Raw genomic sequence first — 23,192 nt, 5'->3', positions numbered from 1 at the left:
ATGCCGGAAAAACAAAAAGGGTCCCGAAGGACCCTTTGTTTCTCAAAACCGAAGTCTTGAGAATTGGAGCGGGCGATGGGATTCGAACCCACGACCCTAACCTTGGCAAGGTTATGCTCTACCCCTGAGCTACACCCGCGCTCCACGTCGCTGCGCCTTGAAGCGCTTCAACGAGGCGCTATATGCCTAATCATCAGACCGATTGCAACCCCAGTTCTTCGCTTTCCTGTCATCTTGTTGAAAGCCTGTGGGAACTAGGACTTGCAACCGGGGTGAGGCGGGCGCAAAAAGGCCCGCGACTGCTCCCTCAATGCCCATTCGCGAGAGCTCTTTATGTCGATTTCCATCAACGGCGCCGCCGGCGCTGCCCCGGCCGCCCCCGTCGGCCTCATCAGCGAATCTTCCGATGCCGGCTTCCGTGCCGACGTGCTCGAAGCTTCCCGCGATGTTCCGGTTCTCGTCGATTTCTGGGCGCCCTGGTGCGGCCCATGCCGCCAGCTGACCCCAGCCCTTGAGAAGGTGGTCAACGAAAAGGCCGGCAAGATCAAACTTGTGAAGATCAATATCGACGATCATCCGGGCGTTGCCGGGCAATTGGGCGTGCAATCGATACCCGCCGTCTTTGCTTTTGCCGGCGGCCGTCCGGTGGATGGTTTTATGGGCGCTATGCCTGAAGGCGAAGTGCGCAAATTTGCCGATCGCGTCATTGCTGCCGCCCCCGCCGGCGCGCCGCCCGCTGATTCGATCGAAGCCCAGATTGCCGATGCGCTAAAAGTGGCCGAAGAGGCCTTTGCCGCAGGCGATCTCGGTCAGGCCGCGCAGATCTTTGGCATGGTGCTGCAGCACTCCCCTGAAAACGAGCTGGCGCTGATCGGCCTTTCCCGCGTCTATGTCGAGGCTGGCGAATTCGAACAGGCGCGGGCTACGCTGGACCTGGTGCCGGAAGACAAGCGCAAGGGCGAAGCCTATACGACCCTGGCCAATACGATTCGCCTGCAGGACGAAGCGGCCGGCCTTTCCGAATCGGCGGCGCTGGAAGCGGCTGTTGCTGCCGATCCCGACAATCACCAGGCCCGATTCGATCTCGCTGTGGTGCTCAATGCCGAAGGCAAGCGCGTCGAGGCGGCCGAGGCCCTCGTTGCCATCTTCAAGCGCGACCGCACCTGGAACGAGGACGGCGCGCGCAAAAAGCTGCTCGAATTCTTCGAGGCCTGGGGCGCCAAGGATCCGGCAACGCTCAAGGGCCGCCGGCTCCTGTCTGCCGTACTCTTCTCCTAAGGGACTAAAAATATGCCGCAGCGCCCAGCGAGCCCTCTTGAGGTGCCGGACGTGGTCCCGATCTTTCCACTGACCGGGGCGCTGCTGCTGCCCTATTCCCATCGCCCGCTCAATATTTTTGAGCCGCGCTATATCGAAATGGTCGACTTCGCGCTTTCAACCGACCGGCTGATCGGCCTGATCCAGCCTGAGGACGCAAGCGAGGAAAGCCCGGTCGGCCAGGTGCCTCTGCACAAGGTCGGTTGTCTCGGCCGGTTGACCCATTTCGAGGAAAGCGGCGACGGACGCTATTTCATCATCCTGGAAGGGGTGACGCGGTTCCGCATTCAGAAGGATCTCGATCGCGGGACGCCCTATCGCCTGGCGGAAATTTCTGCCGAGGGTTTTGCGGCCGATTTTGTCCGCAATGACGGGGAAGAGGCAGTCGACCGGGCGCGCTTCGTGAAAATGATGCGCGATTATGCCGAATTCGCCAGTATCGATCTCAATTGGGAAGAGATCGAGCGCACCGGCACCGCTGATCTCGTCAATTTCTGCGCCATGGTCTCGCCCTATGGGCCGGCGGAAAAGCAGGTTCTGCTTGAAGCGCAGACGCTGAACGACCGGGCGGAAACGCTGATTGCCATGACCGAGTATGAAATGGCCGGCGGCGGCAAAGGCGCCGTGCCGCTCAACTGATGACAGAACCCCCGGTCGATCCTCGCCACGTCGTCGACCGGCAGGTGCTGGAAATGCTGGTCTGTCCATTGACCAAGACGCGGTTGACCTTGTCCAGCGACCACAAGGAGCTGATCTCCATTGCCGCGCGGCTGGCGTTTCCCATCGTGCAGGGTGTGCCGCTTCTGAGCCTCGAAGAGGCGCGCAATGTCGAACCCGAAGAAATTCAGGCCCTTTCCAAAAAAGCAGCGGACTAGAGAAGGCCTCGCTTCCCTAGATCGGTAGGCCACTCAGCAATTTCGGGCCGCTCTGGGACACACCGGAAGCCGCGCGGATCATGGCGTCCTTGAGTGGTCCGGCGCGGTCAACCAGGCCCAGGCCGAAATCTCGGATGGCGCGCACCGGCGCCACGTCATTGGAAAAAAGCCGGTTCATGCCATCGGTCACCATGACCATGCTGGCCGTGTCGAGCCGGCGCCAGGCCTGGTAGCGGGCGAGAACGTCGTCGCTGCCATGGTCGAGCCCGAGGCGGATGGCGTCGACGATCACCTCGGCCAGCGCCGCGACATCCTTCAAACCCAGATTAAGACCCTGGCCGGCGATGGGGTGGATCACATGCGCGGCGTCGCCAACCAGCGCGAGGCGCGGGCCGACAAAATCGCGGGCGATCTGCAGGCGCAGCGGAAAGCCCATCAGCTTGTCTTCGAGCGTCACGGCACCAAGGCTCGACCCCATGACGGCCTCGATCTCGAGAGCCAGCTGGGCACTGTCCATGGCGAGGAACGACTTCGCGTTTTCGCTCGTCTCGGTCCAGACCAGCGAGGAGCGGTTGCCCTTGAGCGGCAGGCTCGCAAAGGGGCCGGATGGCCTGAAATGCTCATAGGCGACCCCGTCATGGGGCAGCTCATGCGCAATGGTCGCCACGAGCCCCGTCTGGCGATAGTCGTGGCCTGACGTTGCGATGCCGGCGCGCTGTCGCAGGGCCGATTGCGCGCCATCGGCGGCAATGATCACGGGCGAAACGATGGTGCGGCCATCGGCAAGGGTCAGCTGGCCTTCTGACCAATCGGCGATTTCAGCCGGGGCGATGACGGTAACGAGGTCACCCATGGCGCCAAGCAGGGCTGCCTGGCTCGCCGTATTGGGCACCATATGGGCAAAGGCCTCGCCGGGCGCGACTTCGCCGTCGAATTGCAGGAAGAGCGGCCGCGCAATGTCCCCGCTCCCCGAATCGGTAATGCGCATGGCGGTGATCGGCTGGGACTGTGTCTCCATCTCCGCCCAGACGCCCAGGGCATCAAAGACCCGGCGCACGCCTGCGGCAATGGCCGAGGCGCGATTGTCCTTGGGCACGCTCAGCGGCCGGCGATCGATGAGGGCGACGCGCATGCCGCGCATGGACTGGACCAGCGCCAGCGCCATTGTCATGCCCACCGGCCCGCCGCCGACGATAGCCACATCGAAATGATCTTTTCCCGCTGCGCTCATCGCCGTCTCCTTGCCTCTTCTTCCATTGTCGGGCCGGCCGTGGCGCTGTGCAAGTGCACCCAATGCCGCGGGCCGATTTGCTGTGTTCAAAAAACAGGCAAAAGCGAAGTGATCCGCACAAAAAAGCGGCGCTGCTCTGCCCAATTCCGAGTCGCCGCTGTTCGGCTTCTGGTTAAGTCATTGTAAAAATGGCGAAAATCCGTGCCGTTTGGTTTGGCACGGCACTTGAATTCCATGTTCCCGTTCCAACACGCGCCCAAGGCGCCAAGGGGGTCATATGAAACTGGTGGTTGCCATCATCAAGCCGTCCCGGCTGGAAGAGGTCCGGCAGGCGCTCAACTCGCTCGATGTTCACGGCATGACCGTTACCGAGGTGAAGGGTTACGGGCGCCAAAAGGGTCATTCCGAAATCTATCGCGGCACCGAATATGCCGTGCACTTCCTGCCCAAGCTCAAGCTGGAAATCGCTGTCGACGACAGTCTCGCCGATTCCGTGAGTAACGCCATTCGCGACTCGGCTCAGACCGGCCGCATCGGCGACGGCAAGATTTTCGTGCTCGACCTGCTCGCGGTCACCCGTATCCGCACCGGTGAAACCGGCGCGTCCGCCCTCTAAGCGTCTTCGGGAGAAAACAAGATGAAGATAGATAAGCTCGTTGGAGGCGCTGCGCTTGCCTCCCTCCTGCTGGCGCTGCCAGCCTTTGCCCAGGACGCGGCTGCGCCCGTCGTCGAAGAAGCTGCTGCCGTCGTCGACAAGGGCGACACTGCCTTTATGCTCATTTGTACCACGCTGGTCATTTTCATGACCGTTCCGGGCGTGGCGCTCTTTTACGGCGGCCTCGTGCGCGCCAAGAACATATTGTCGGTTCTGACCCAGGTGTTCCTCGGCTTTTCGCTGATCGCCATTCTGTGGGTGGCCTATGGCTACTCGCTCGCCTTTGCCGGCCCGGCTGAAGGCGGTCTGTCGGCCTTTATCGGCGACTTCTCGAAATTCTTCCTCAACGGGGTGACCCTCGAATCGACCGCGGCAACCTTCTCGGCCGGCTACGAACTGCCCGAGCTGGTCTTCGTCACCTTCCAGCTGACTTTTGCCTGCATCACCGCGAGCCTGATCGTGGGCGGCATTGCCGAGCGCATGAAGTTCGGCGCCCTGCTGACCTTCCTCGCCATCTGGTTCACCTTCTCCTACCTTCCCATCGCGCACATGGTCTGGTCCGGTCCGGGTCTGCTGTTCGGCATGGGGGCCTATGACTTCGCCGGCGGTACCGTGGTTCACATCAATTCCGGTGTGGCCGCTCTCGTTGCCGCCATCGTTCTGGGGCCGCGCATCGGCTTCATGAAGGAACCGATCCCGCCGCATAACCTCGTCCTGACCTATATCGGTGCAGGCCTGCTGTGGTTCGGCTGGTTCGGCTTCAATGCCGGTTCGAACCTCGAAGCCAATGCCCTGACTGCCGTGGCGCTGATCAACACGGTTCTCGCTCCCGCCGCCGGCGCTCTTGCCTGGGGTCTGGGTGAAAAGATCACCCGTGGCCATGCTTCGGCTCTCGGCGCGGTTTCCGGTGCCATTGCCGGTCTCGTCGCCATCACCCCGGCCGCTGGCTTCTCCGGTATCGGTGGCGCCATCGTGCTTGGTGCCATTGCCGGTATCGTCTGCCTCTGGGCTGTCGTGACCCTCAAGCCGCTCCTCAAGTATGACGACTCGCTCGACGTCTTCGGCATCCACGGCGTGGGTGGCATTGTCGGCGCCCTCGGCACGGCCATCGTCGCAGCCCCCGGCCTCGGCGGCTACCCGCTCGGCGATGCAGCTGCCTACTCGATCGGCGGCCAGTTCATGGTCCAGCTCACCGGTGTCGTCATCGCCATCGTCTGGTCCGGCGTCGTGGCCCTCGTCGCCATGCTCATCGTCAAGGCCATCTTCGGCGGTGCCCGTGTCAGCGAAGCCGGCGAAAGCGACGGCCTCGATCTCACGAGCCACGGCGAACGCGCCTACAACGGCTAACGAGCTTTCAGGTGGCGCTTCGGCGCCACCTGTTCCCCAAAGAACTTTCTCGCGGTGTGCGGCCTGCTTCCTCTTGGCCCGCCACAGAGGCTTCCCACGCACAATGGTGGGCCGCACTCCACGGGAAAGTTTTGGCACCTCGCCCAGGCCATTCGAGCACCGCGCTCGTGGTCTTCGCCCCCAAAATCGCCCCACTGGAGCGAATTTGCCTGCGGCACGGTTGGGAGAGGGTTAGCACCCAATTAACCACACGCCTTTAGCATGGCAGGCGATACGGGGACCGCGAATGGGTCGTGTCCCCCGAACAGTAATGCGTGTCATGCCCAGCCATCCCGTTCCGACGCTCGACGATGTCCGCCCCGTGCCACCACGTGGCGCCGCCCGCCAGAAGACGGCTTCCATGCCGAAGCCTGCGCCGGTCATCGCTATTCGCATTCCGCTTCGAATCGCCGGCATGGTGCTTCTGGGCATTGTCACGATCCTGCTGCTCTCGCTGAGCTCCTGGTCGGTCGATGATCCCTCGCTGTCCTACGCGACGAGCAAGATTGCCGAAAACTGGCTGGGCTTTCCGGGCGCCGTCATTGCCGATCTCGTCTTCCAGTTCCTGGGGCTGGGCGGCATTGTCGCCATTGTGCCGCTGGCACTTTGGAGCTGGGCCTTGCTGCGAAAGCGCCGGCTGACCCATGTTGTGCTGCGCACGCTCTCCTGGCTCGGCACCATCCTGCTTTCGACCGGCGTTTTTGCCTTTCTGCCGACGCCTGAAACCTGGCCGCTGCCGACCGGGCTCGGTGGCCTCACCGGCATGCTCTTTACCAACCTCGCTGCCATGATTGCCGGCGCCGAGCCGCAGCCGATCACCGGCGCGCTGTTCGCCGTCATCATCGCCGTGCCCGCTCTGGCCCTCCTCTGGATTGCCATGGGTCTTGGTACCTCCGTGCCGGCAATGCCGGCCAAGGGCTCGCGCAAGTCCGCAGCCCAGGTGGAAGAAGAAGACGAGCGCGAACCCAATCCGCTGATGGAAGTGGCGCTCGGCGCCGTGGTGCATATGGGCTATTCCCTGCGCACCGCCTGGCGCCGCGCCCGCGCCGCGCAGGCAGCGCGCCACGAGGAAGAAGAGGAATGGCGCGAGCACGGCCAGGAGCCCGATCTCGACGTTTCGGTGGCCCCGCGCAACCGCGCCGCCGAAGAGCCGGTTCTGGCCCCGACGCAGCGCCGCATTCACGCCCCGGTCGAGCCCGCTTTCGACGCGGAGCCCGCGGTCTCGCCACGCATCAATGCGCGCCCCTCCTATGACGAGACCGAGATCGACTATCCCGACGAGGTTGAAGACGATTCGATCCCGTTCGTGCCGGATATGCCGATCGCCCAGCATCCGGCGGTGGTCAACCACACCCAGCGCGGCGATTCGCGCTTCCAGCCGGTCGATCATTCCGCCCCGCGCGTCGCAGCGCCCGCGCCGCGCCCGGCCCAGGGTCAGCGCGTGTTCCGCGAAGCGCAGCCGAGCCTACTCGATGAGCCGCAAGGCTTTGAGCTGCCGGCGCTGAGCCTGCTCGCCGAGCCCAAGCGTTCGGGTCCCTCGGCGGAACATTCGCCGGAGCGGCTCGAAGCCATGGCGCGCCGTCTCGAAGAGGTGCTTGGCGACTTTGGCGTCAAGGGCGACATCATCAATGTCCGCCCCGGTCCCGTCGTGACCCTGTTCGAACTCGAACCCGCGCCGGGCATCAAGTCGAGCCGCGTCATTTCGCTGGCCGACGATATCGCCCGCTCAATGTCGGCTATTTCGGCCCGCGTCGCCGTGGTGCCGGGCCGCAATGCCATTGGTATCGAACTGCCCAACCAGACGCGCGAAACCGTCTATTTCCGCGAAATGCTGGCTTCGTCCGATTTCGAGAAGATGAAGGGCAAGCTGCCGATCTGCCTGGGTAAAACCATCGGCGGCGAGCCGATCATCGCCGATCTCGCGCGTATGCCGCACTTGCTGATCGCCGGCACCACCGGCTCGGGCAAGTCGGTGGGTATCAATACCTTCATACTCTCGCTGCTCTACCAGATGACGCCCGAGCAGTGCCGCATGATCATGATCGATCCAAAGATGCTGGAACTGTCGATCTATGACGGCATTCCGCATCTGCTCACCCCGGTCGTGACCGATCCGCAGAAGGCCGTCGTGGCGCTCAAGTGGGCCGTGCGCGAGATGGAAGACCGCTATCGCAAGATGAGCAAGATCGGTGTGCGCAACATCGACGGCTTTAATCAGCGCGTTTCGGAAGCGGCCAAGGAAGGCCGCACCATTACCCGTACGGTGCAGACCGGCTTTGACCGCGAAACCGGCGAGGCGATCTATGAGAGCGAAGAGTTCGATCTCGAGCCATTGCCCTATATCGTTGTGATCGTTGACGAAATGGCCGACCTGATGATGGTTGCCGGCAAGGACATCGAAGGCGCCATCCAGCGTCTTGCGCAGATGGCCCGTGCCGCCGGCATCCATATCGTCACTGCTACGCAGCGCCCCTCCGTGGACGTCATCACCGGTACGATCAAGGCCAACTTCCCGACCCGTATTTCGTTCATGGTGACCAGCAAGATCGACTCGCGCACCATTCTTGGCGAGCAGGGCGCCGAACAGCTCCTGGGCAATGGCGACATGCTCTACATGGCCTCGGGCGGCCGCACCAAGCGTCTCCACGGCGCCTTCGTTTCGGATGCCGAGGTCGAGGCGGTGGTCAACCACCTCAAGAGCCAGGGCGCGCCGGACTATCTCGATTCCGTCACCGCCGACGAAGACGAAGGCGGCATGGAATCAGGTGGCTCCAGCGGCGGCGACGACTATGCCGGCTCGGGCGACGAGCTCTATGACAAGGCCGTCCATGTCGTTCTTACGGACAAGAAGGCCTCCACCTCCTATGTGCAGCGGCGCCTTGCCATCGGTTACAACAAGGCGGCGACGCTGATCGAGCGCATGGAACGCGAGGGCGTCATCAGCCCGGCCAACCATGCCGGCAAGCGCGAAATTCTCGTCGGTAACAATTCCGACGGGTACTAAGTAGTTTTACGTATCGCTTGAAAAACCCCGGCCTTGGTCCGGGGTTTTTCGTTTTCAGCAGGTAAGGGGATCGGGCACGGCTTCGAACTCGCGCGGACCGGCCCAGCCGGTCTCGCGCTTTTTCGGTGCGTCGACAATGCGCACGGTGAGCGTGCATGTGCCCGAGCGCACGGAATAGACGTCCGGCTCGCTCAATTCGATGCCGTCGATGAGCTGGCCAATACCCAGGACTTCGGTCGCAATATTGAGAACGGCGGTCAGTTCGGCTTGCCGCTGATATTGTGGTGGCAGGGCCGCAAGGGCGGGTAGAGTGGCGGCAAAAGCCAGCGTTAAGCACATCACCAATTTGCGCATCGTCATTCCCCAGGGCGGGTGGAACTTTCCACCTCTTGCCGCAATTGCTTCCTAGGTTAGTTTATCAGACTAAAAACCCAGCGAGGATATCCCGCCGATGATTCGCCGCCATGCTCTCCTTCTTGGTGTTGCCGCCGTCCTGGCTCCAATCGTGCCGGCCCTGGCTCAGGGACGGACGCTGACGCCGGAAGAGCAGCAGCTCATCACCGAGATCAACACGCATAATTCGGCGATCCGCACCATGGTAGGGCGCTTCCTGCAGATCGATACCAATGGCGGGCGCACGGAAGGAACCTTCTTCCTCGAGCGTCCCGACAAGGTGCGTTTCCGCTACAATCCGCCGAGCCGCGAAGAGATTGTCTCGGTCGGCCGCGGTTTCTACGTGCTCAACCGCCAGGAAGAGACCTATTACGCCTATCCGCAGGACACGATCCCGCTGCGCCAGTTTTTGGGCGACCAGATCAACCTGCTCAATGCCAATGTCATCGATATCACGACCTCGGATGGCTATATGGCCATTACCATCATCGACGAGACGGTGGCCGGCACGGTGCAGGTGTCATTGATTTTCGACGTCGAAACCAAGGACCTGGCGCAGTGGAGCCTGGTTGAACCCAGCGGCTCGGAACTGACCTTTTCGCTCTATGACGTGGAACAGGGTGTCGAAATCCCGCGCTCCTATTTCTCGATTCCGGCGACCTACAAGGGCGTCGAGCCGGGGACGCGATAAGGCGTTCGGCCGATGAAAGAAAGGGCCGTCCCGGTTGGGGCGGCCCTTTTGTTTTGCGGAGTCGTCGGCGCGACCTGATCTAACTTTGGTCGTCACCACCGGGCTTGTCCCGGTGGTCGATGCTTGTGGCGGGTGGATTGCCGGGACAAGCCCGGCAATGACGACTGAAGAGAGGCCGAGGCCGTCAGGCCTCAGCGCCCGAAAAAGTAAATCCCGACAAGCCCAAAAATACCGACGGCGATGCGCCACCAGGCGAAGGGGGTAAAGCCGTAGCGGGAGACGAAGTTGAGCAGGTACCGCACGACGATCGTGCCGACGATGAAGGCGGCAGCAAAGCCGACCGCGACATTGAGCGCGATGGAAGCGTCGATCAGGTCGCGGCTCTTGTAGAGATCATAGCCGAAGGCGCCGACCATGATGGGCAGGGCGACAAAGAAGGTGAATTCGGCGGCGGCGCGCTTGGAGGCGCCAAAGAGCATGCCCCCCACCACCGTCGCGCCTGAACGCGAAACGCCGGGGACCAGCGACAGCATCTGGAACAGGCCGACAATGAGGGCCAGGTGCCAGGGAAAAGTGTAGATATCGTCGTACTTTGGCTCAAGTTTCAAACGGTCGACGATCAGCAGGATGAAGCCGCCGATGAGCAACGTCCAGCAGATCAGCGCCGCCGATTCCCACAGGTCGCCCTGGATGAAATCGCGCAGCAGCACTCCGGCAAAGACCGCCGGGAAACAGGCGAGAAAGACCGAGAGGGCGAATTGCCAAGCGTAGCGCTCGCCGGTCAGGGCGTCGCGGATGAGCAGGCCCAATTTTGCAAAATAGACGGTGACGATCGCAAGAATTGCACCCAACTGGATGAGTACAACGAAGGTTGCCGGCTGGGTCAGGCCGAAGAAGTGACCTGCTAACAAAAGGTGTCCGGTGGAGCTGACCGGTAGGAATTCGGTAAGGCCTTCCAGAATTCCCAGAATAAGGGGCACAAAAAGACCTTGATCCGCGTTCATCTGATCTCCTAACTCGTCTCTTGGGCCGTTTTGCCCCCTCTCTTAACGGTGTTCGCCCACTGCGCCAAGCGAGGGACCAAGCAAGGCAGCTTCGCGTCAACCGGGGCCCCTTCATGCCGACACTCGTGCACCATCCTCTTGATCCTGCCTCACGGCTTATTCGGCTCATGTGCGCCGAATATGGCGTGCCGCTGGATGTGGAGGAGATCAAGCCGTGGCTGCGTGAACCGCATCTGCTGGACCTCAACCCCGCGGCCACGCTGCCAATTCTCGTCACCGACGACGAGGTGCCGATCATCGGCATTCTGGCATCGATCCATGTCGTGGAAGATATTTATACCCTTGAAACTGTTGGCGGTCTGATGCCGACCCATCCGCTCGACCGCGCCGAAATGTGGCGACTGGTCGAATGGATGCTGGTCAAATTCAACGACGAAGTGACGCGCTATCTCGTTGAGGAAAAGATCGCCAAGCGCGACCTCAAGGGCGCGACGCCCGAACCCTCGGTCTTGCGGGCGGCCAAGGCCAACCTTGCCGAGCACATGCTCTATTTCAACTGGCTGCTGGCGAGCCGTAAATGGCTGGCCGGCGATGAAATGACCCTCGCCGATTTTGCACTGGCCGCGCATCTGTCGACGCTCGACTATCTCGGCGACATCGATTGGTCCAAGGCCGCCGAGACGCGCGACTGGTATTCGCGGCTGAAATCGCGCCCGGCTTTTCGGACCCTGCTCAACGATCGCGTCGTTGCCATGCCGCCGAGCAAGGGCTATGCCGACCTGGATTTTTAGGCCGGGGATAAAATATGCGCGCATTCTTTTTCGGCCTTGGCTACTCGTCGCAGGCGAGTGCGCAACTGCTCGCAAAGAGCGGTGGATTCGTTGACACACTGGGAACGGTGAGAACAACGGATAAGGCGAATACGCTAACGCAAAAGGGCCTTTCGGCGGTCGTCTTCGATGGTACCGCGCCGGGGCCGAACGTGGGCGCTGCGCTGTGGAATTGCACGCATGTCGTCGTCTCGATCGCGCCCGACGAAGCGGGCGATGTGGTGCTGCGTCACCACCGGGCCGATCTCGATGCCATGCCTGATCTGCAATGGCTCTGCTATTATTCCACGGTTGGGGTCTACGGGGATTTCGGGGGCGCCTGGATCGACGAATCGGCGCCGCTGAGCCCGCGCAATCTGCGCTCGGGCGTTCGCGCCAGCGCCGAGGAAGAGTGGATCGCCTATGCCAGGGCGCGCGGTGTGCCGCTCTGCATCTTGCGATTGGCCGGCATCTATGGCCCGGGGCGGTCGAGTTTTGACAAGCTGGCCGATGGTACGGCGCGACGCGTGATAAAACCGGGGCAGGTTTTTAACCGCATCCATGTCGAAGACATCGCCCGCGTCACCATGCTGGCGGCGGAACGGCGCCTTGCCGGCAGTTTCAACCTGGCCGATGACGAGCCGGGTCCGCCGCAGGATCTCATCACCTATGCCGCTCAGAAAATGGGCGTCGAGCCACCACCCGAAATTGATTTCGAGACGGCCGAGATGACGCCCATGGCGCGCAGTTTTTATCGCGACAACAAGCGCGTTTCGAACAAGGCCATCAAGACAGCGCTCGGCATCGAGCTGCTCTACCCCAATTATCAGGCTGGCCTTGATGCCATCTGGAAGGATTTTCGATGAGCGTCAAACCGGCAAAATCGGCTCCCGAGCGGATCGTGCTTGAAGGACACTATGTGCGATTGGAACCGCTGGACAAGGGCCACGCAGCGGACCTCCTGGCCGCGGCGCAGGGCGAGGGCGTGCCGGAGCGGTTTCGCTGGCTGTTCGAATATGCACCCACATCGCTGACCGAGGCCGAGAGTTTTGTCGAGCGCATGAATGCGAGCCCCGACCGCTTCGTGGCGGTGGTGGACAAGGCCACGGGCAAGGCGCAGGGGCGGCAGGGCTGGATGCGCATTTTCCCCGAGCACGCCTCCATCGAGATCGGCGGCGTCTATTGGGGCCCGGCCATGGCGCGCTCGCGTCTCGCGACCGAGGCGCTGTTTCTCTTTGCCCGGCACGCCTTCGATGACCTCGGCTATCGACGCTTCGAGTGGAAGTGCAATGATCGCAATGAGCCATCCAAAGCGGCGGCGACGCGCTTCGGCTTTCAATATGAGGGCCTGTTCCGGCAGGACCGCATCGTCAAGGGCGAGAGCCGGGATACGGCCTGGTTCTCGATTGTGGACGGCGAATGGCCGGCTCTGCGGGCTGAATATGAGCGCTGGCTAAGCCCCGATAACTTTGACGATCTGGGACAGCAGAAGACCAAGCTGGTCACGCGTTGAAGCTGTTTCATCTCAGCGATGATCCGGGGATTGCCCGGTTCGAACCGCGGCCTTCGGCCTATACGGCGGAGCCAGTGGTTTGGGCGATTTCGGACCAGCGCATCGCCAATTATCTGCTGCCGCGCGACTGCCCGTGGGTGTGTTTTCGCGCGGGGGCGGAGAGCCTTGGCGCGGATGTCGAGCGGTTTCTCGGTGATGAGACGGTGGTGATCGCCATCGAGGCGGATTGGGCAGAGCGGCTGCGGGCGGGAAAACTGCATCGCTATGCCATGCCCAATGATGGCTTCGTGCTGCAGGATGACAGCGCGGGATATTGGGTGTCCTATGGTGCCATAGAACCCATGGGGGTCGACGTGCTTGATGACCTGCCGGGGGCGATTGCGGCCGAGGGCGTGACGCTGAAAGTGCTGCCATCGCTGTGGGAGCTGCATGATGCGGTGAAGGAATCGAGCCTGGTGTTCTCGATGATCCGGATGCGGAATGCTCTACCCCGAAGGGGAATGACAGGCTGGTAGGTTAGCGCAATATTTTACACAAACTCGGTGTCATTCCCGCGAAAGCGGGAACCTCTGTTTGGATGTTTGCAATGGGGAAGACTTACTTCGTCTATATCCTCGCCAGCCGCAAATACGGCGCGCTCTATATTGGCGTTACCAATGACCTCGTCGGGCGCGTCTACACGCATCGCGAGGAACTGGTGCGCGGGCAGACGAGTCGCTACCACATCCATAATCTCGTTCATTTCGAGGTTTTCGAGGATATCGATGAAGCCATCCTGCGTGAGAAGCGGCTCAAGAAATGGCGGCGAGCCTGGAAGATCGAACTGATCGAAGCGGGCAACGCGGACTGGGCAGACCTTTATCCCCAGCTTGCAGCGAACTGGTGAAACGGAGGTTCCCGCTTTCGCGGGAATGACACCGTGGTTGGGGTGGCGCTGGTGACAGAGTCACATCATCCCCAGCACTGCCTGGCGCAAGCGCTCCAGATCCTCTTCCCGGCTCAGCCTGTGATCACCATCCGGGATCAGCGTAAACGTCACCGGGTCGTGGAGGATATGCGTCAGCAGTTTTTGCGCATGGGCCGGGGGGACGTCGGGGTCTTGCCCGCCTTGCAGAATGTGGACGGGGCAGCCGGTTTCGATGACGCGGCCGAAGAGCAGGTGGTTTTCGCCATCGTCGAGCAGCGCCTTGGTATAGCGATAGTCGCCATCGCCATATTTGCTGAGGCGTTCGACAAAACCCTGTTCGGCAAGGGCGGAGAACTGTTCCGGGGTAAAACGGGTGGGGATGAGGTCGCGCGTGGCGTCGACCGCCGGGGCGATGAGAATGAGACCTTGCAAGCGCTTCTGGCCGGTTTGAAGCAGGTGCCGGGCAAGGAGTAGAGCGAGCCATCCGCCCATGGAGGAGCCGACGACGATCTGAGGGCCGTGGGTCCGCTCGAAGACAGCAATGGTTTCTTCGAGCCAGCTTGCAATGGTCGCCTGGTCGAAATCGCCACCCGACTCGCCATGACCGGAATAGTCGAATCGCGTCACCTCAAAACCTTGTTCGGCGCCGAAAGTGTCGAGTGCGCTGGCCTTGAGACCGGTCATTACCGAGCGGAAACCATTGAGCCAGAAAAGTCCGGGCGTTTTTCCCGGGCGCTGGACATAGGCGATATTGCGGTGCTTTTCGCCCCCGCCAATGCTAAGGAACTGTCGTGGAAGGGAAGTCACGCGGAACTCTTTGGTCGTTTGCGATCTTTACCGGCAAACGGATAAGCGTCCCCCGGGCGCAACACCGGGAAAATCACCATATCCGGCTGTTGACTTCTTACCCCGCTAACACGATTTTAGGCCCGAATTCACCCCCTCGCTTGAACAGCACAAGGAACGCTTGCCATTCGTCGTCCAATGAGACCAACGGCGCCCCAAAAAGATGGGCCGCTTGCCAATGAGGACATTACCAGCCCCGACGTCCAGCTTATCGATGCCGAAGGCGAAAACCGCGGCATAGTTCGAACGCGCGATGCACTTGCCGAAGCCCAGGAAGCCGGGCTCGACCTCGTGTTGATCGCTGCGAACTCTGCCCCGCCGGTTGCCAAGATGCTTGATCTTGGCCGCTTCAAATATGCTGCCCAGAAAAAGGCAGCCGAGGCCCGCAAGAAGCAGAAGGTTATCGAAGTCAAGGAAGTTCAGCTCCGGCCGAACATCGACACCCATGACTACGAAACCAAGATGAAGGCTGTGCAACGGTTCCTGGGCGAAGGCGACCGTGTGAAAGTGACGATGCGTTTCCGTGGCCGCGAAATGGCGCACCAGGACATCGGCATGTCGCTGCTGGTCAAGGTCAAGGAACAGATGGAAACCATCGCCAAGGTGGAAAGCCAGCCCCGTTCCGAAGGCCGCCAGATGGTCATGGTGCTGGCGCCCAAGTGAGGCGACGGCATTTTTGGAATTGAAGAAGGCGGGCTTTGGCCCGCCTTTTTTGTTTTTGGCTACCCACCGACGCCGTCACCCTCGGGCTTGACCGAGGGCTCTGCACTTGCCGGACAGTCGTGAAGTGAAGTGTCCTCGGGTCAAGCCCGAGGATGACGTTCAGCGACTAGGCTCAAACGCTGAGCCAAGCCGGCGCGATGGCGGTGCCGCGGCCGAGGCCGTAGCCGAAGCGGATGTTGAGCATGCCGACCGGTTCGAGTAGGCGGGCGGCGTCGAGTGTGCCGGTCTTTTCGACGGCGAAGCCGGAATTCTTCACCAGCGTCTCGACCTGAGCCACGGCGGCATCCTCACCCGCGAGGAAGACCGGTACATTGGCCGTGTCATCGGCTGGGGCGGCAAAGAGACCGGCAAAGATGGTGTTGAACGCCTTTACGACCGTTGCGCCAGGCGCGGCCTTCTGGATTTCCTCGGCGGCCGAAGTCTCAAAGCCGATGGAGAGGCCCGAAAAATCCGGCTTTACCGGGTTGGAGATGTCGACAACCACCTTGCCATCGAGTGCGCCTGACTTTGCGAGGTCGAGCGCCGAAGCATAGGGCAAAGCGAGGACGACGGTGTCGGCACCGGCAATGGCGGCCTCGATGGAGGCGCTCGTGGCGCTGATCTCGGCGGCCAGCGCTGCGGCAGCGGCTTCATTGCGGGCGGCGAGCACCAGATTGCCCTTGCCGGCAAGACGACGGGCGAGGCCCGAACCCATATTTCCAAGACCGATGATTGCGGTGGTCATTTCGTTTCTCTCCGTGTGGCGGTTTCGATGGAGAGAATTTAGGCCTGGACTATTCTCGCGAGAATGTCTTGAGTTGGAACAAGATAATTGCATAAATGTATCGAATGGTTGATCTCGTCAATTTGCGCACCTTTGTCACCGCCGCAACCTCGGGCAGCTTTTCCAAGGCGGCAGGGCGGCTCAATGTGTCCCCGGCCATGGTCGGGCGGCGTATCCTCGCGCTGGAAGCGGACTACGGCGTAAAACTGATCGAGCGGACGACGCGCAGCCAGCGGCTGACCGAGACCGGGCAGATGTTTCTCGCCAAGGCCATGCGCATTATCGAAGAGGTGGAGGAGCTGGACGATATTGCCCATCCGCAGGCCGAGGACCTCGTCGGGCATATCAGGATCAGCGGCTCGACGACGCTGGGGGTGAAGCTGCTGACGCCGGCCCTGGCGCGCTTCACCAATGCGCATTCGGCCGTGTCGGTGGAAATGCGGCTGCTCGATCGCAATGTGGACCTTGTGGCGGAAGGCTATGACCTGGCCTTTCGCATCGGCAATCTCAAACCCTCGAGCCTGATCGCGCGGCGGATAGGCACCTATGACTTCGCCTGTTGCGCGTCGCCGGACTATTTGAGGCGCGAGGGTACGCCGGGGCATCCGGACGAGTTGGGAAACCATCGCTGCGTCATCAGCCTCAATCTCTCGCCGCGCGACCATTGGAGTTTTTGGGATTTTGAGGGGCGCGAGGTTTCGGCGGCGGTCCGGGGCAATTTTGGCGTCGACAATGGCGAGGCCATGCGGGCGGCGGCGCTGGAGGGCGTGGGGCTGGCCTATGCGCCGCGCGTGCTGGTGGAGGAGGATCTGGCGAGTGGAGCGCTGGTAGAGGTGCTTTCGGGCTGGAAGAAGCTCGCTCTGCCCATTCACGCGGTCTATCCGTCACGGCAATTCGTGCCGCGGAGATTGGCCGGGGTGATCGAGTGGATCGCGCGGGAACTGCGCGAACTTCAGTAGGCGATCTCAGAGAACTGGGCGTCCCGCGCGTCATAGACCAGTACGCGGCCGATCAGTGGCGTGCCGGTACCGGTAATGAGTTTTATGGCCTCCATGGCCATGAGCGTGCCGATGACGCCGGTGACCGGCCCCAAAATGCCGTTGAGTTCGCAGGAGGGGAGGTTTTCATCGTCCGCTTCGTCGGAAAACAGCGCGTCATGACTGGGGCCGCCGAGATGCGGCGCGAAGACCGTCACTTGCCCCGAGAACATCGAGACGGCGCCGGAGACGAGGGGCTTCTTTTGAGCTGTTGATGTCTTGGCGACGAGGCGGCGGGTGATGAGATTGTCGGTGCCGTCGAGGATGAGGTCGTAGGGCGCCAGGATTTTTGCGGCATTCGCATCGGTGACAGCCTCGGGGATCGCGTCGACCGCGACGTGCGGATTGAGGTTTTCGGCAAAAGTCTTGGCACTCTCGGCCTTGCCTGAGCCCACGCTGGCGGTGGTGTGCGCAATCTGGCGCTGGAGGTTTGAGAGCGAAACCGTGTCCGGGTCGATGATCCCCAGCCGGCCAATGCCGGCGGCGGCGAGATAGGCCACGGCCGGGCTGCCGAGGCCGCCGGCGCCGACGACGAGCACGCTGGCAGCCTTGAGTTTTTGCTGGGCGGCGCCGCCAAATCCCTTGAGGACGAGGTGGCGCGCATAGCGGCGCGTTTCCTCAGGGGAGAGGGGCGTCTCAGAAGGCAAAGGGCACCGCGAGGAAGCGCCGGTCCGGGCCCTCAAAACCGCCCGGATAGGTGGAGACAACAGCGACGCCCGTGCCCTGCGGCGCATCGAGCCCCGGAATGACCACGGCATAGAGCCGGTAGTCGAGCACGCAGCCGCGCGATTTCGGCAGGACCTCGTCGCGATGGATCGTCACGCTGGCCTCACCCCCCGAAAGGGTCAGTTCAAAGCCTTGCGGCGGCGTATCGAACCAGAGTTCGCAATCTTCGCTGGATTTGAGGGGGAAGGTTTTGAGGGTGAGGAGGCGCTCTTCCTGCACCTTGCCGCGTTCGTAACCGGGGATGCCAAAGGCAAGGTTTTGCGCGTCGGCTTCGACCGCGCCGTCGCCGATGAGGACGGCGATCTCGGCCGGTACAAAAATTTCCTTGTCGGCGATGATCTTTATGGCTTCGCTATTGGCCTCGGAGCGAACCTGCAGCAGCGGCTTGTTCTCGTCCTCGGTGCGCACGCGAATGGGCGTGCCTTCGAGCCAGGTGTCGGTTTCGAGGTCGACGACGAAAATATTGGAATAGGCAAAGCCGGAGCCGTCCTGGATGCCGAATTCCTCGAAGGCGAAATATTTGGCATCGGGCGAAAAGCCGATGAAGTCGATCAGTGCCCGATCACCCGCCAGGGCGGGTGAGGCCATCAGACCAAAAAGCCCAAAAAGACTAGCGACCCGTCGAGCCGAAGCCACCAGATCCACGTTCGGTTTCATCAAGCGCCTCCACTTCGGCAAAGACCGGCTGCACCACCGGGGCGACCACCATCTGGGCGACGCGCTCGCCGCGGGTGACGACGAAATCTTCGGCGCCCAGATTGACGAGGATCACCTTCACCTCGCCGCGATAGTCGGCATCGATCGTACCGGGGGAATTGAGCACCGTCACGCCGTGTTTGGCGGCAAGGCCGGAGCGGGGGCGGACTTGCGCCTCATAGCCGGCGGGCAGGGCCATGGCAAAGCCGCAGGGGATCAGCGCGCGGGCGCCGGGCTTCAGCGTGATTGGCGCATCGGCCGCAACGGCGGCGCAGAGATCAGCCCCGGCCGAGAGGGCGGTCTGCACCTTTGGCACAAAGAGGCCTACGCCATGGGGGAGCCATTGCAGGGCGATGGAGACAGAAGCGGTCACTTGGCGCGCACCACGGCAAAAATTTCGTCGGGAAGGTCGGCGGTGCCGTTGATGAGGTCGAGGAAGGGTATTTCGATCTCGGCCGATTTCTTGTCGTCGCTGAGCTCGAGATTGGTTTCGGTGACTTCGGCGCCGGAAATGCGGATGGTGACGGCGTGGCCGGTGAAGAAGGCTTCGACCATTTGCTTGGTTTCGGCATCCATGTCGTCGCTGGAGCCGAGTTCCCCGGTCAGTTCGGCCGTCGGCAGCGCGACGCGCACGAGGCCAGGGCCGGCGGAGGTGAAGTGGAGGGCGTTGTCTTCGCCTTCGAGCGCTGCCAATTCCTCGAAAGTGCCTTCCTCGACGAGCGTGCAGGTGGCGCTGCCATCGGCATTTTCGACGAGGTCGCCTTCGGTGCAGAACTCGCTGGTCGCCGTTTCGCTTTCCTCGGCGCTCATCTTCATCATGGCGTAGAAATCGGCCGACATGACCTGGGTCAGGGTGGCCTTGGCGGTGGTTTCGCTGGTGAGTTCGACATCGACCGTTGCGTCGATGCAGCCCGCAAGCGAGGCGCCGAGCATCAGCATGGCGCCCAGTTTTGCAATGGTCTTCAAACCCATAAAAGTCTCCCGGAGCCGATTTGGCGGCAATCTAGGCACTTGCCCACCAAGCGGCAAGTTGGGCTAAAAATTACCTGTGAGGAGGCGCCAGCCGGCAAGGACGAGAACCACGAAGGCCGCGATCAAGACAGCCACAAGGGCGTTGTTGATGAAGCGATTGGGCGGCTTGGCCATCATGGCGCGGTGTTCGGCAAGGGCGATTTCGGCCTCGGCGATGAGGACGGGCACGCGGCCGAGGGCTTCGCTCATGCGGCTAAAATGGCCTGCGAAATCTTCGAGGCGCCCGATGGGGCCTTCCTCGCGGCGCAGCCAATCGCCCACGACGGGCTCGGCGACGGTCCAGATATCGAGATCGGGATCGAGATTTCGCGCGACGCCTTCGACCAGCACCATGGACTTTTGCAGCAGGACCAACTCGGGGCGGGTCTGCATGTCGAAAAGTTCGGTGATGACGAAGAGCTGCCCCAGAACCTTGGCCATGGAAATGTCGGCGGCGGTGCGGCCATGCAGCGGTTCGCCGATTGAGCGAATGGCGAGGGTGAAATCGTCGACCGACTGGTGTTTTGGAACGTAGCCGATGTCGAAATGGCGCTGGGCGACGAGGCGATAATCCCTGGTGATGAAGCCGAACAGGATATCGGCAAGGAACTTTCGTTCGCGCTTGGAAATGCGGCCCATGATGCCGAAATCGACGGCGATGACATCGCCTGACTTCGGATCGGCGAAGAGATTGCCCGGATGCATGTCGGCGTGGAAGAAGCCGTCGCGAATGGCGTGGCGCAGGAAGGACTGCAACAGTTTTGAGGCCAGCGCCTTGCGATCGATCCCGGCCGCGTCCATGGCGGCGAGATCGCGGATCGGAATGCCGTCCATCCAGGTGGTGGTGAGGACGTTTTGCGCGACCTGGTCCCACTGGACATCGGGGATGACGAAGCCGGTATCTTGCCTGATGTTTTGCGCCATTTCGGAAATGGCGGCGGCTTCAAGGCGCAGGTCCAATTCAATGCGCATCGAATGGTCGAGAGTTTTGACGACCTCGGTCGGTTTCAGGCGCCGGCTCGAAGGCGCAAAGGTTTCGGCGAGACGGGCGCCGGCATAGAGCGCCTGGGTGTCGGAGTGAAAACGCTCGGAGACGCCGGGGCGCAGCATCTTGATCGCCACGGTTTTTGGCAATGCGCCGGACTGGCGCAGCTTTGCCTTGTGCACCTGGGCAATGGAGGCAGCGGCGACGGGCTCGCTGATCTCGGTCAGCAGTTCGGCCTTGGAGCCGAGGGCAGACGCCAAAATACCGGGAACCAGCGTGGGATCGAAGGGCGGCATGCGGTCCTGTAGGCCCGACAGGTCTTCGGCTGCCTGAGCGCCGACGATGTCGGGACGTGTGGCAAGGGTCTGGCCGAATTTGACAAAACTCGGGCCGAGCTTGTTGAGGGCGGCATTGAGCCGGTCGACGCGACCGGTTTTGCGCACGCTCGGCCGCTCGACAAGACGCGCCAGGCCAATGCCCAGTTTCATCGAGGGCGGCAGGGATTCGGCGGGAAGCACGGAGAAGGCGCCTTCACGCGCCAGCACCCAGCCGGCGTTGACGAGGCGGAAATAAGAGCCAAGACCCATGCGTCAGATCTTCCAGCCCGAAAACACCGTCGCGATATTGCCCGAAAAGGCGGTGTGCCTTGTGCGCTTGAAGCCGGCCGTGTCGAGCATGGCGGTAAAGCGCGCGGGGTCGGGGAATTTGCGGATCGATTCGACGAGATATTGATAGGGCTGGGCATCGCCGGTGACGGCGCGGCCCATGGGCGGAATGACCGTATCGGAAAAGGCGCGATAGACCGCGTCAAAGCCGGGCACGTCGACCTGGGAGAATTCGAGGACGAGGATGCGGCCGCCGCGCTTCAAGACGCGATGGGCTTCGTTGAGCGCCACCTGGATGCGCGGCACATTGCGGATGCCGAAGGCGATCGTATAGGCGTCAAAACTGTTGCTCTCGAAGGGTAGCTCTTCGGCATTGGCTTCGACAAAGCTGGCCTGAGAGGGATAGCGCCAGGTTTTGGCGCGCTCGGCGCCGACGCGCAGCATGTCCGAATTGATGTCGGAGACGACGACTTCGGCATAGCCGTGTGACGCATTGACGATGCGTTCGGCGACGTCGCCGGTGCCGCCGGCCATATCAAGCACCTTGTAGCCGCGGCTGCCGGCGCGGGGCGGCGCGAGGTCGGCGATCATGGCATCCTTCCAGAGGCGGTGGATACCAAAGCTCATGAGGTCGTTCATGAGGTCATAGCGGTCTGCGACGTCGTGAAAGACCTTGTTGACGAGGCCCTGCTTGTCTTCAAGCGCCACGGTCTGTTCGCCGAAATGGGTGGTTTCGCGCGCCTCGGTCATGGCTCACGCCTCTTTGCTGGTCTAGTAAAACATCCACATGGGATCGGCGCGCACCATATATAAGGCGCGCGAAAAAGCCCATGGCGCAAAGAACCGCAGGGTGAAGGAGATTTTGAGTGCCCGAATTGCCCGAGGTCGAAACCGTCCGCAGGGGGCTGGAGCCCTGGTTGCTGCATGCGCGTATAGAAAAGGTGGAGCTGCGGCGGCCGGACCTGCGCTTTCCCTTTCCAGAGGGGCTGGCGGAAAAGGTGACGGGCGCGACGGTGACCAATGTCGGGCGGCGGGCAAAATACCTTCTTATTGGTCTCGACAATGGCCTTACGGTTTTGAGCCATCTGGGCATGACCGGCTCCTGGCGCTTTGCCGAGCACGGTATCGACAAGCCGCCGCGCTATTATGAGCCGGGCACCGAGCCCAAGCATGACCATCTGATTTTTTCGATTGATCATCCCGAGCATGGGAAGAGCCACCTTATCTATGCCGATCCCCGGCGTTTTGGATTTTTGGACCTTTTTGAGCGGCCCGAAGACAGTCCCTATTTGACGGGGCTGGGGCCGGAGCCGCTCGGCAATGATTTCAATGCCGAGGAGATGGCCACCGCTTTCAGGGGCAAGAAGGCGCCGATCAAGGCGGCGCTGCTTGACCAGCGCGTCGTGGCGGGGCTGGGCAATATCTATGTCGCCGAGGCGCTGCATCGCGCCCATATCCTCCCCACGGTCGAGGCGCGGACGCTCGTCACCAGGGCGGAAAAGCCCAAGAAGGCGCTGGAGGATCTCTCCTATGCCGTGCGGGAGGTGCTTACCGAAGCCATCGAGGTGGGCGGTTCGACGCTCCGGGATTTTCGCAATGCCGAAGGCGGGTCGGGCTATTTCCAGCACCGGTTTGCCGTCTATGACCGGGAAGGGGAGCCGTGCCCCACGCCTTTGTGCACGGGAACGATTGAACGCATCGTGCAGTCGGGGCGCTCGACATTCTTTTGTCCGGTGTGTCAGAAGCAGCCTTGAGGGACGATACCCCGCTGCAGGCGCGATACCATCCATCATCTTCACCACCGGGCCTGTCCCGGTGGTCCCCAGCGGAAGCAAGATGGATTGCCGGGACGAGCCCGGCAATGACGATGGCAGGGAGAGGGCGGTGCCTGAACGCAGTAGGGCGCTAATGGGCGGCTTTGGCGACAGAGTCCTGTTGACGCCTCGGCGCCTTTCCCCTATAGACCGCCCAACTTGGCGGCAGTCGAAAGCCGCCGATTTCATTTTATCCCGGAC

Annotated in this window: 26 protein-coding genes and 1 tRNA gene; 15 read left to right on the top strand and 12 right to left on the bottom strand. The window is 62.0% G+C overall.

The window, feature by feature from the left end; genetic code table 11:
• Positions 1–64 precede the first annotated feature (64 nt).
• Positions 65–139 (bottom strand) — tRNA-Gly (locus tag ACSQ2A_RS14760).
• Between the two features lie 194 nt (positions 140–333).
• Here ACSQ2A_RS14760 and ACSQ2A_RS14755 point away from each other — a divergent pair.
• The 3 genes from ACSQ2A_RS14755 to ACSQ2A_RS14745 are packed head-to-tail and all read left to right on the top strand — an operon-like array spanning position 334 to position 2,192.
• On the top strand, positions 334–1,278 hold the full coding sequence (locus ACSQ2A_RS14755) for a tetratricopeptide repeat protein (RefSeq protein ID WP_436072860.1): 945 nt from the start codon (positions 334–336) through the stop codon (positions 1,276–1,278).
• A 12-nt stretch (positions 1,279–1,290) separates the two neighbouring features.
• On the top strand, positions 1,291–1,956 hold the full coding sequence (locus ACSQ2A_RS14750; RefSeq protein ID WP_436072859.1) for an LON peptidase substrate-binding domain-containing protein: 666 nt from the start codon (positions 1,291–1,293) through the stop codon (positions 1,954–1,956).
• Positions 1,956–2,192 (top strand): Trm112 family protein, encoded by a 237-nt coding sequence (locus ACSQ2A_RS14745; RefSeq protein ID WP_436072858.1) that lies wholly within the window; start codon positions 1,956–1,958, stop codon positions 2,190–2,192. The genes ACSQ2A_RS14750 and ACSQ2A_RS14745 overlap by 1 nt, the downstream gene beginning before the upstream one ends.
• Before the next feature lie 16 nt (positions 2,193–2,208).
• Here ACSQ2A_RS14745 and ACSQ2A_RS14740 read toward each other — a convergent pair whose 3' ends face one another.
• Positions 2,209–3,423 carry an FAD-dependent monooxygenase gene (locus tag ACSQ2A_RS14740; protein ID WP_436072857.1) on the bottom strand — a complete coding sequence of 405 codons (1,215 nt, stop codon included), beginning with the start codon at positions 3,421–3,423 and terminating at the stop codon, positions 2,209–2,211.
• Positions 3,424–3,700: 277 nt separating this feature from the next.
• On the opposite strand from ACSQ2A_RS14740, the gene ACSQ2A_RS14735 reads away from it, so the two are divergent.
• From ACSQ2A_RS14735 to ACSQ2A_RS14725, 3 genes are all read left to right on the top strand, one after another.
• Positions 3,701–4,039 (top strand): P-II family nitrogen regulator, encoded by a 339-nt coding sequence (locus ACSQ2A_RS14735; protein ID WP_295413691.1) that lies wholly within the window; start codon positions 3,701–3,703, stop codon positions 4,037–4,039.
• Between the two features lie 21 nt (positions 4,040–4,060).
• Positions 4,061–5,425 carry an ammonium transporter gene (locus ACSQ2A_RS14730; RefSeq protein WP_295413693.1) on the top strand — a complete coding sequence of 455 codons (1,365 nt, stop codon included), beginning with the start codon at positions 4,061–4,063 and terminating at the stop codon, positions 5,423–5,425.
• Between the two features lie 400 nt (positions 5,426–5,825).
• On the top strand, positions 5,826–8,468 hold the full coding sequence (locus tag ACSQ2A_RS14725; protein WP_436073220.1) for a DNA translocase FtsK 4TM domain-containing protein: 2,643 nt from the start codon (positions 5,826–5,828) through the stop codon (positions 8,466–8,468).
• A 54-nt stretch (positions 8,469–8,522) separates the two neighbouring features.
• Here the strand turns inward: ACSQ2A_RS14725 and ACSQ2A_RS14720 are convergent, their stop codons facing one another.
• A complete protein-coding gene (locus tag ACSQ2A_RS14720; protein ID WP_436072856.1) occupies positions 8,523–8,822 on the bottom strand; it encodes a hypothetical protein in 300 nt (99 codons plus the stop codon).
• A 97-nt stretch (positions 8,823–8,919) separates the two neighbouring features.
• On the opposite strand from ACSQ2A_RS14720, the gene ACSQ2A_RS14715 reads away from it, so the two are divergent.
• Complete coding sequence (locus ACSQ2A_RS14715; RefSeq protein WP_295413697.1) at positions 8,920–9,552, top strand: LolA family protein; 633 nt, start codon at positions 8,920–8,922, stop codon at positions 9,550–9,552.
• Between the two features lie 191 nt (positions 9,553–9,743).
• Here the strand turns inward: ACSQ2A_RS14715 and ACSQ2A_RS14710 are convergent, their stop codons facing one another.
• Positions 9,744–10,556 carry an undecaprenyl-diphosphate phosphatase gene (locus ACSQ2A_RS14710; protein ID WP_436072855.1) on the bottom strand — a complete coding sequence of 271 codons (813 nt, stop codon included), beginning with the start codon at positions 10,554–10,556 and terminating at the stop codon, positions 9,744–9,746.
• 113 nt (positions 10,557–10,669) lie between these two features.
• Between ACSQ2A_RS14710 and ACSQ2A_RS14705 the strand changes: the two genes are divergently transcribed.
• From ACSQ2A_RS14705 to ACSQ2A_RS14685, 5 genes are all read left to right on the top strand, one after another.
• Complete coding sequence (locus ACSQ2A_RS14705) at positions 10,670–11,347, top strand: glutathione S-transferase family protein (protein WP_295413703.1); 678 nt, start codon at positions 10,670–10,672, stop codon at positions 11,345–11,347.
• 14 nt (positions 11,348–11,361) lie between these two features.
• Positions 11,362–12,231: an SDR family oxidoreductase gene (locus ACSQ2A_RS14700; RefSeq protein WP_436072854.1), complete on the top strand. Its 870-nt coding sequence runs from the start codon at positions 11,362–11,364 to the stop codon at positions 12,229–12,231.
• Complete coding sequence (locus tag ACSQ2A_RS14695; protein WP_436072853.1) at positions 12,228–12,878, top strand: GNAT family N-acetyltransferase; 651 nt, start codon at positions 12,228–12,230, stop codon at positions 12,876–12,878. The genes ACSQ2A_RS14700 and ACSQ2A_RS14695 overlap by 4 nt, the downstream gene beginning before the upstream one ends.
• On the top strand, positions 12,875–13,393 hold the full coding sequence (locus ACSQ2A_RS14690) for a DUF6886 family protein (protein WP_436072852.1): 519 nt from the start codon (positions 12,875–12,877) through the stop codon (positions 13,391–13,393). Before ACSQ2A_RS14695 ends, ACSQ2A_RS14690 begins: the two co-directional genes overlap by 4 nt.
• A 71-nt stretch (positions 13,394–13,464) precedes the next feature.
• Positions 13,465–13,764 carry a GIY-YIG nuclease family protein gene (locus ACSQ2A_RS14685; protein WP_436072851.1) on the top strand — a complete coding sequence of 100 codons (300 nt, stop codon included), beginning with the start codon at positions 13,465–13,467 and terminating at the stop codon, positions 13,762–13,764.
• A 60-nt stretch (positions 13,765–13,824) separates the two neighbouring features.
• Here the strand turns inward: ACSQ2A_RS14685 and ACSQ2A_RS14680 are convergent, their stop codons facing one another.
• Positions 13,825–14,592 (bottom strand): alpha/beta hydrolase, encoded by a 768-nt coding sequence (locus ACSQ2A_RS14680; protein WP_436072850.1) that lies wholly within the window; start codon positions 14,590–14,592, stop codon positions 13,825–13,827.
• Positions 14,593–14,757: 165 nt separating this feature from the next.
• Between ACSQ2A_RS14680 and infC the strand changes: the two genes are divergently transcribed.
• On the top strand, positions 14,758–15,294 hold the full coding sequence (gene infC / locus ACSQ2A_RS14675; RefSeq protein WP_295414453.1) for a translation initiation factor IF-3: 537 nt from the start codon (positions 14,758–14,760) through the stop codon (positions 15,292–15,294).
• 172 nt (positions 15,295–15,466) lie between these two features.
• Here infC and ACSQ2A_RS14670 read toward each other — a convergent pair whose 3' ends face one another.
• Entirely contained in the window at positions 15,467–16,171 is a 705-nt protein-coding gene (locus ACSQ2A_RS14670; RefSeq protein ID WP_436072849.1) for an NADPH-dependent F420 reductase, read from the bottom strand.
• An 11-nt stretch (positions 16,172–16,182) separates the two neighbouring features.
• On the opposite strand from ACSQ2A_RS14670, the gene ACSQ2A_RS14665 reads away from it, so the two are divergent.
• Positions 16,183–17,076, top strand: coding sequence for a LysR substrate-binding domain-containing protein (locus tag ACSQ2A_RS14665; protein WP_436073219.1), 894 nt, complete (start codon positions 16,183–16,185; stop codon positions 17,074–17,076).
• Here ACSQ2A_RS14665 and ACSQ2A_RS14660 read toward each other — a convergent pair.
• From ACSQ2A_RS14660 to ubiE, 6 genes are all read right to left on the bottom strand, one after another.
• Positions 17,070–17,801: a HesA/MoeB/ThiF family protein gene (locus ACSQ2A_RS14660; protein ID WP_436072848.1), complete on the bottom strand. Its 732-nt coding sequence runs from the start codon at positions 17,799–17,801 to the stop codon at positions 17,070–17,072. The genes ACSQ2A_RS14665 and ACSQ2A_RS14660 overlap by 7 nt on opposite strands.
• The gene (locus ACSQ2A_RS14655) at positions 17,791–18,537 is read right to left on the bottom strand and encodes a DUF2259 domain-containing protein (RefSeq protein WP_436072847.1); all 747 of its coding nucleotides are present in this window, start codon (positions 18,535–18,537) and stop codon (positions 17,791–17,793) included. The genes ACSQ2A_RS14660 and ACSQ2A_RS14655 overlap by 11 nt, the downstream gene beginning before the upstream one ends.
• On the bottom strand, positions 18,491–18,949 hold the full coding sequence (gene dut, locus ACSQ2A_RS14650; RefSeq protein WP_436072846.1) for a dUTP diphosphatase: 459 nt from the start codon (positions 18,947–18,949) through the stop codon (positions 18,491–18,493). Before dut ends, ACSQ2A_RS14655 begins: the two co-directional genes overlap by 47 nt.
• Entirely contained in the window at positions 18,946–19,548 is a 603-nt protein-coding gene (locus ACSQ2A_RS14645) for a hypothetical protein (RefSeq protein WP_436072845.1), read from the bottom strand. The genes dut and ACSQ2A_RS14645 overlap by 4 nt, the downstream gene beginning before the upstream one ends.
• 63 nt (positions 19,549–19,611) lie before the next feature.
• Complete coding sequence (gene ubiB, locus ACSQ2A_RS14640; RefSeq protein ID WP_436072844.1) at positions 19,612–21,159, bottom strand: 2-polyprenylphenol 6-hydroxylase; 1,548 nt, start codon at positions 21,157–21,159, stop codon at positions 19,612–19,614.
• Positions 21,160–21,162: 3 nt separating this feature from the next.
• Positions 21,163–21,927, bottom strand: coding sequence for a bifunctional demethylmenaquinone methyltransferase/2-methoxy-6-polyprenyl-1,4-benzoquinol methylase UbiE (gene ubiE, locus ACSQ2A_RS14635; protein ID WP_436072843.1), 765 nt, complete (start codon positions 21,925–21,927; stop codon positions 21,163–21,165).
• 116 nt (positions 21,928–22,043) lie between these two features.
• Between ubiE and mutM the strand changes: the two genes are divergently transcribed.
• The gene (gene mutM, locus ACSQ2A_RS14630; RefSeq protein WP_436072842.1) at positions 22,044–22,931 is read left to right on the top strand and encodes a bifunctional DNA-formamidopyrimidine glycosylase/DNA-(apurinic or apyrimidinic site) lyase; all 888 of its coding nucleotides are present in this window, start codon (positions 22,044–22,046) and stop codon (positions 22,929–22,931) included.
• Positions 22,932–23,192: the final 261 nt, after the last annotated feature.

The organism is Devosia sp. LjRoot3, from assembly GCF_964252865.1.
Taxonomy (GTDB): domain Bacteria; phylum Pseudomonadota; class Alphaproteobacteria; order Rhizobiales; family Devosiaceae; genus Devosia.
Note: the sequence above shows the minus strand (reverse complement) of the source record. Positions and strands in the feature narration are given on the sequence as shown.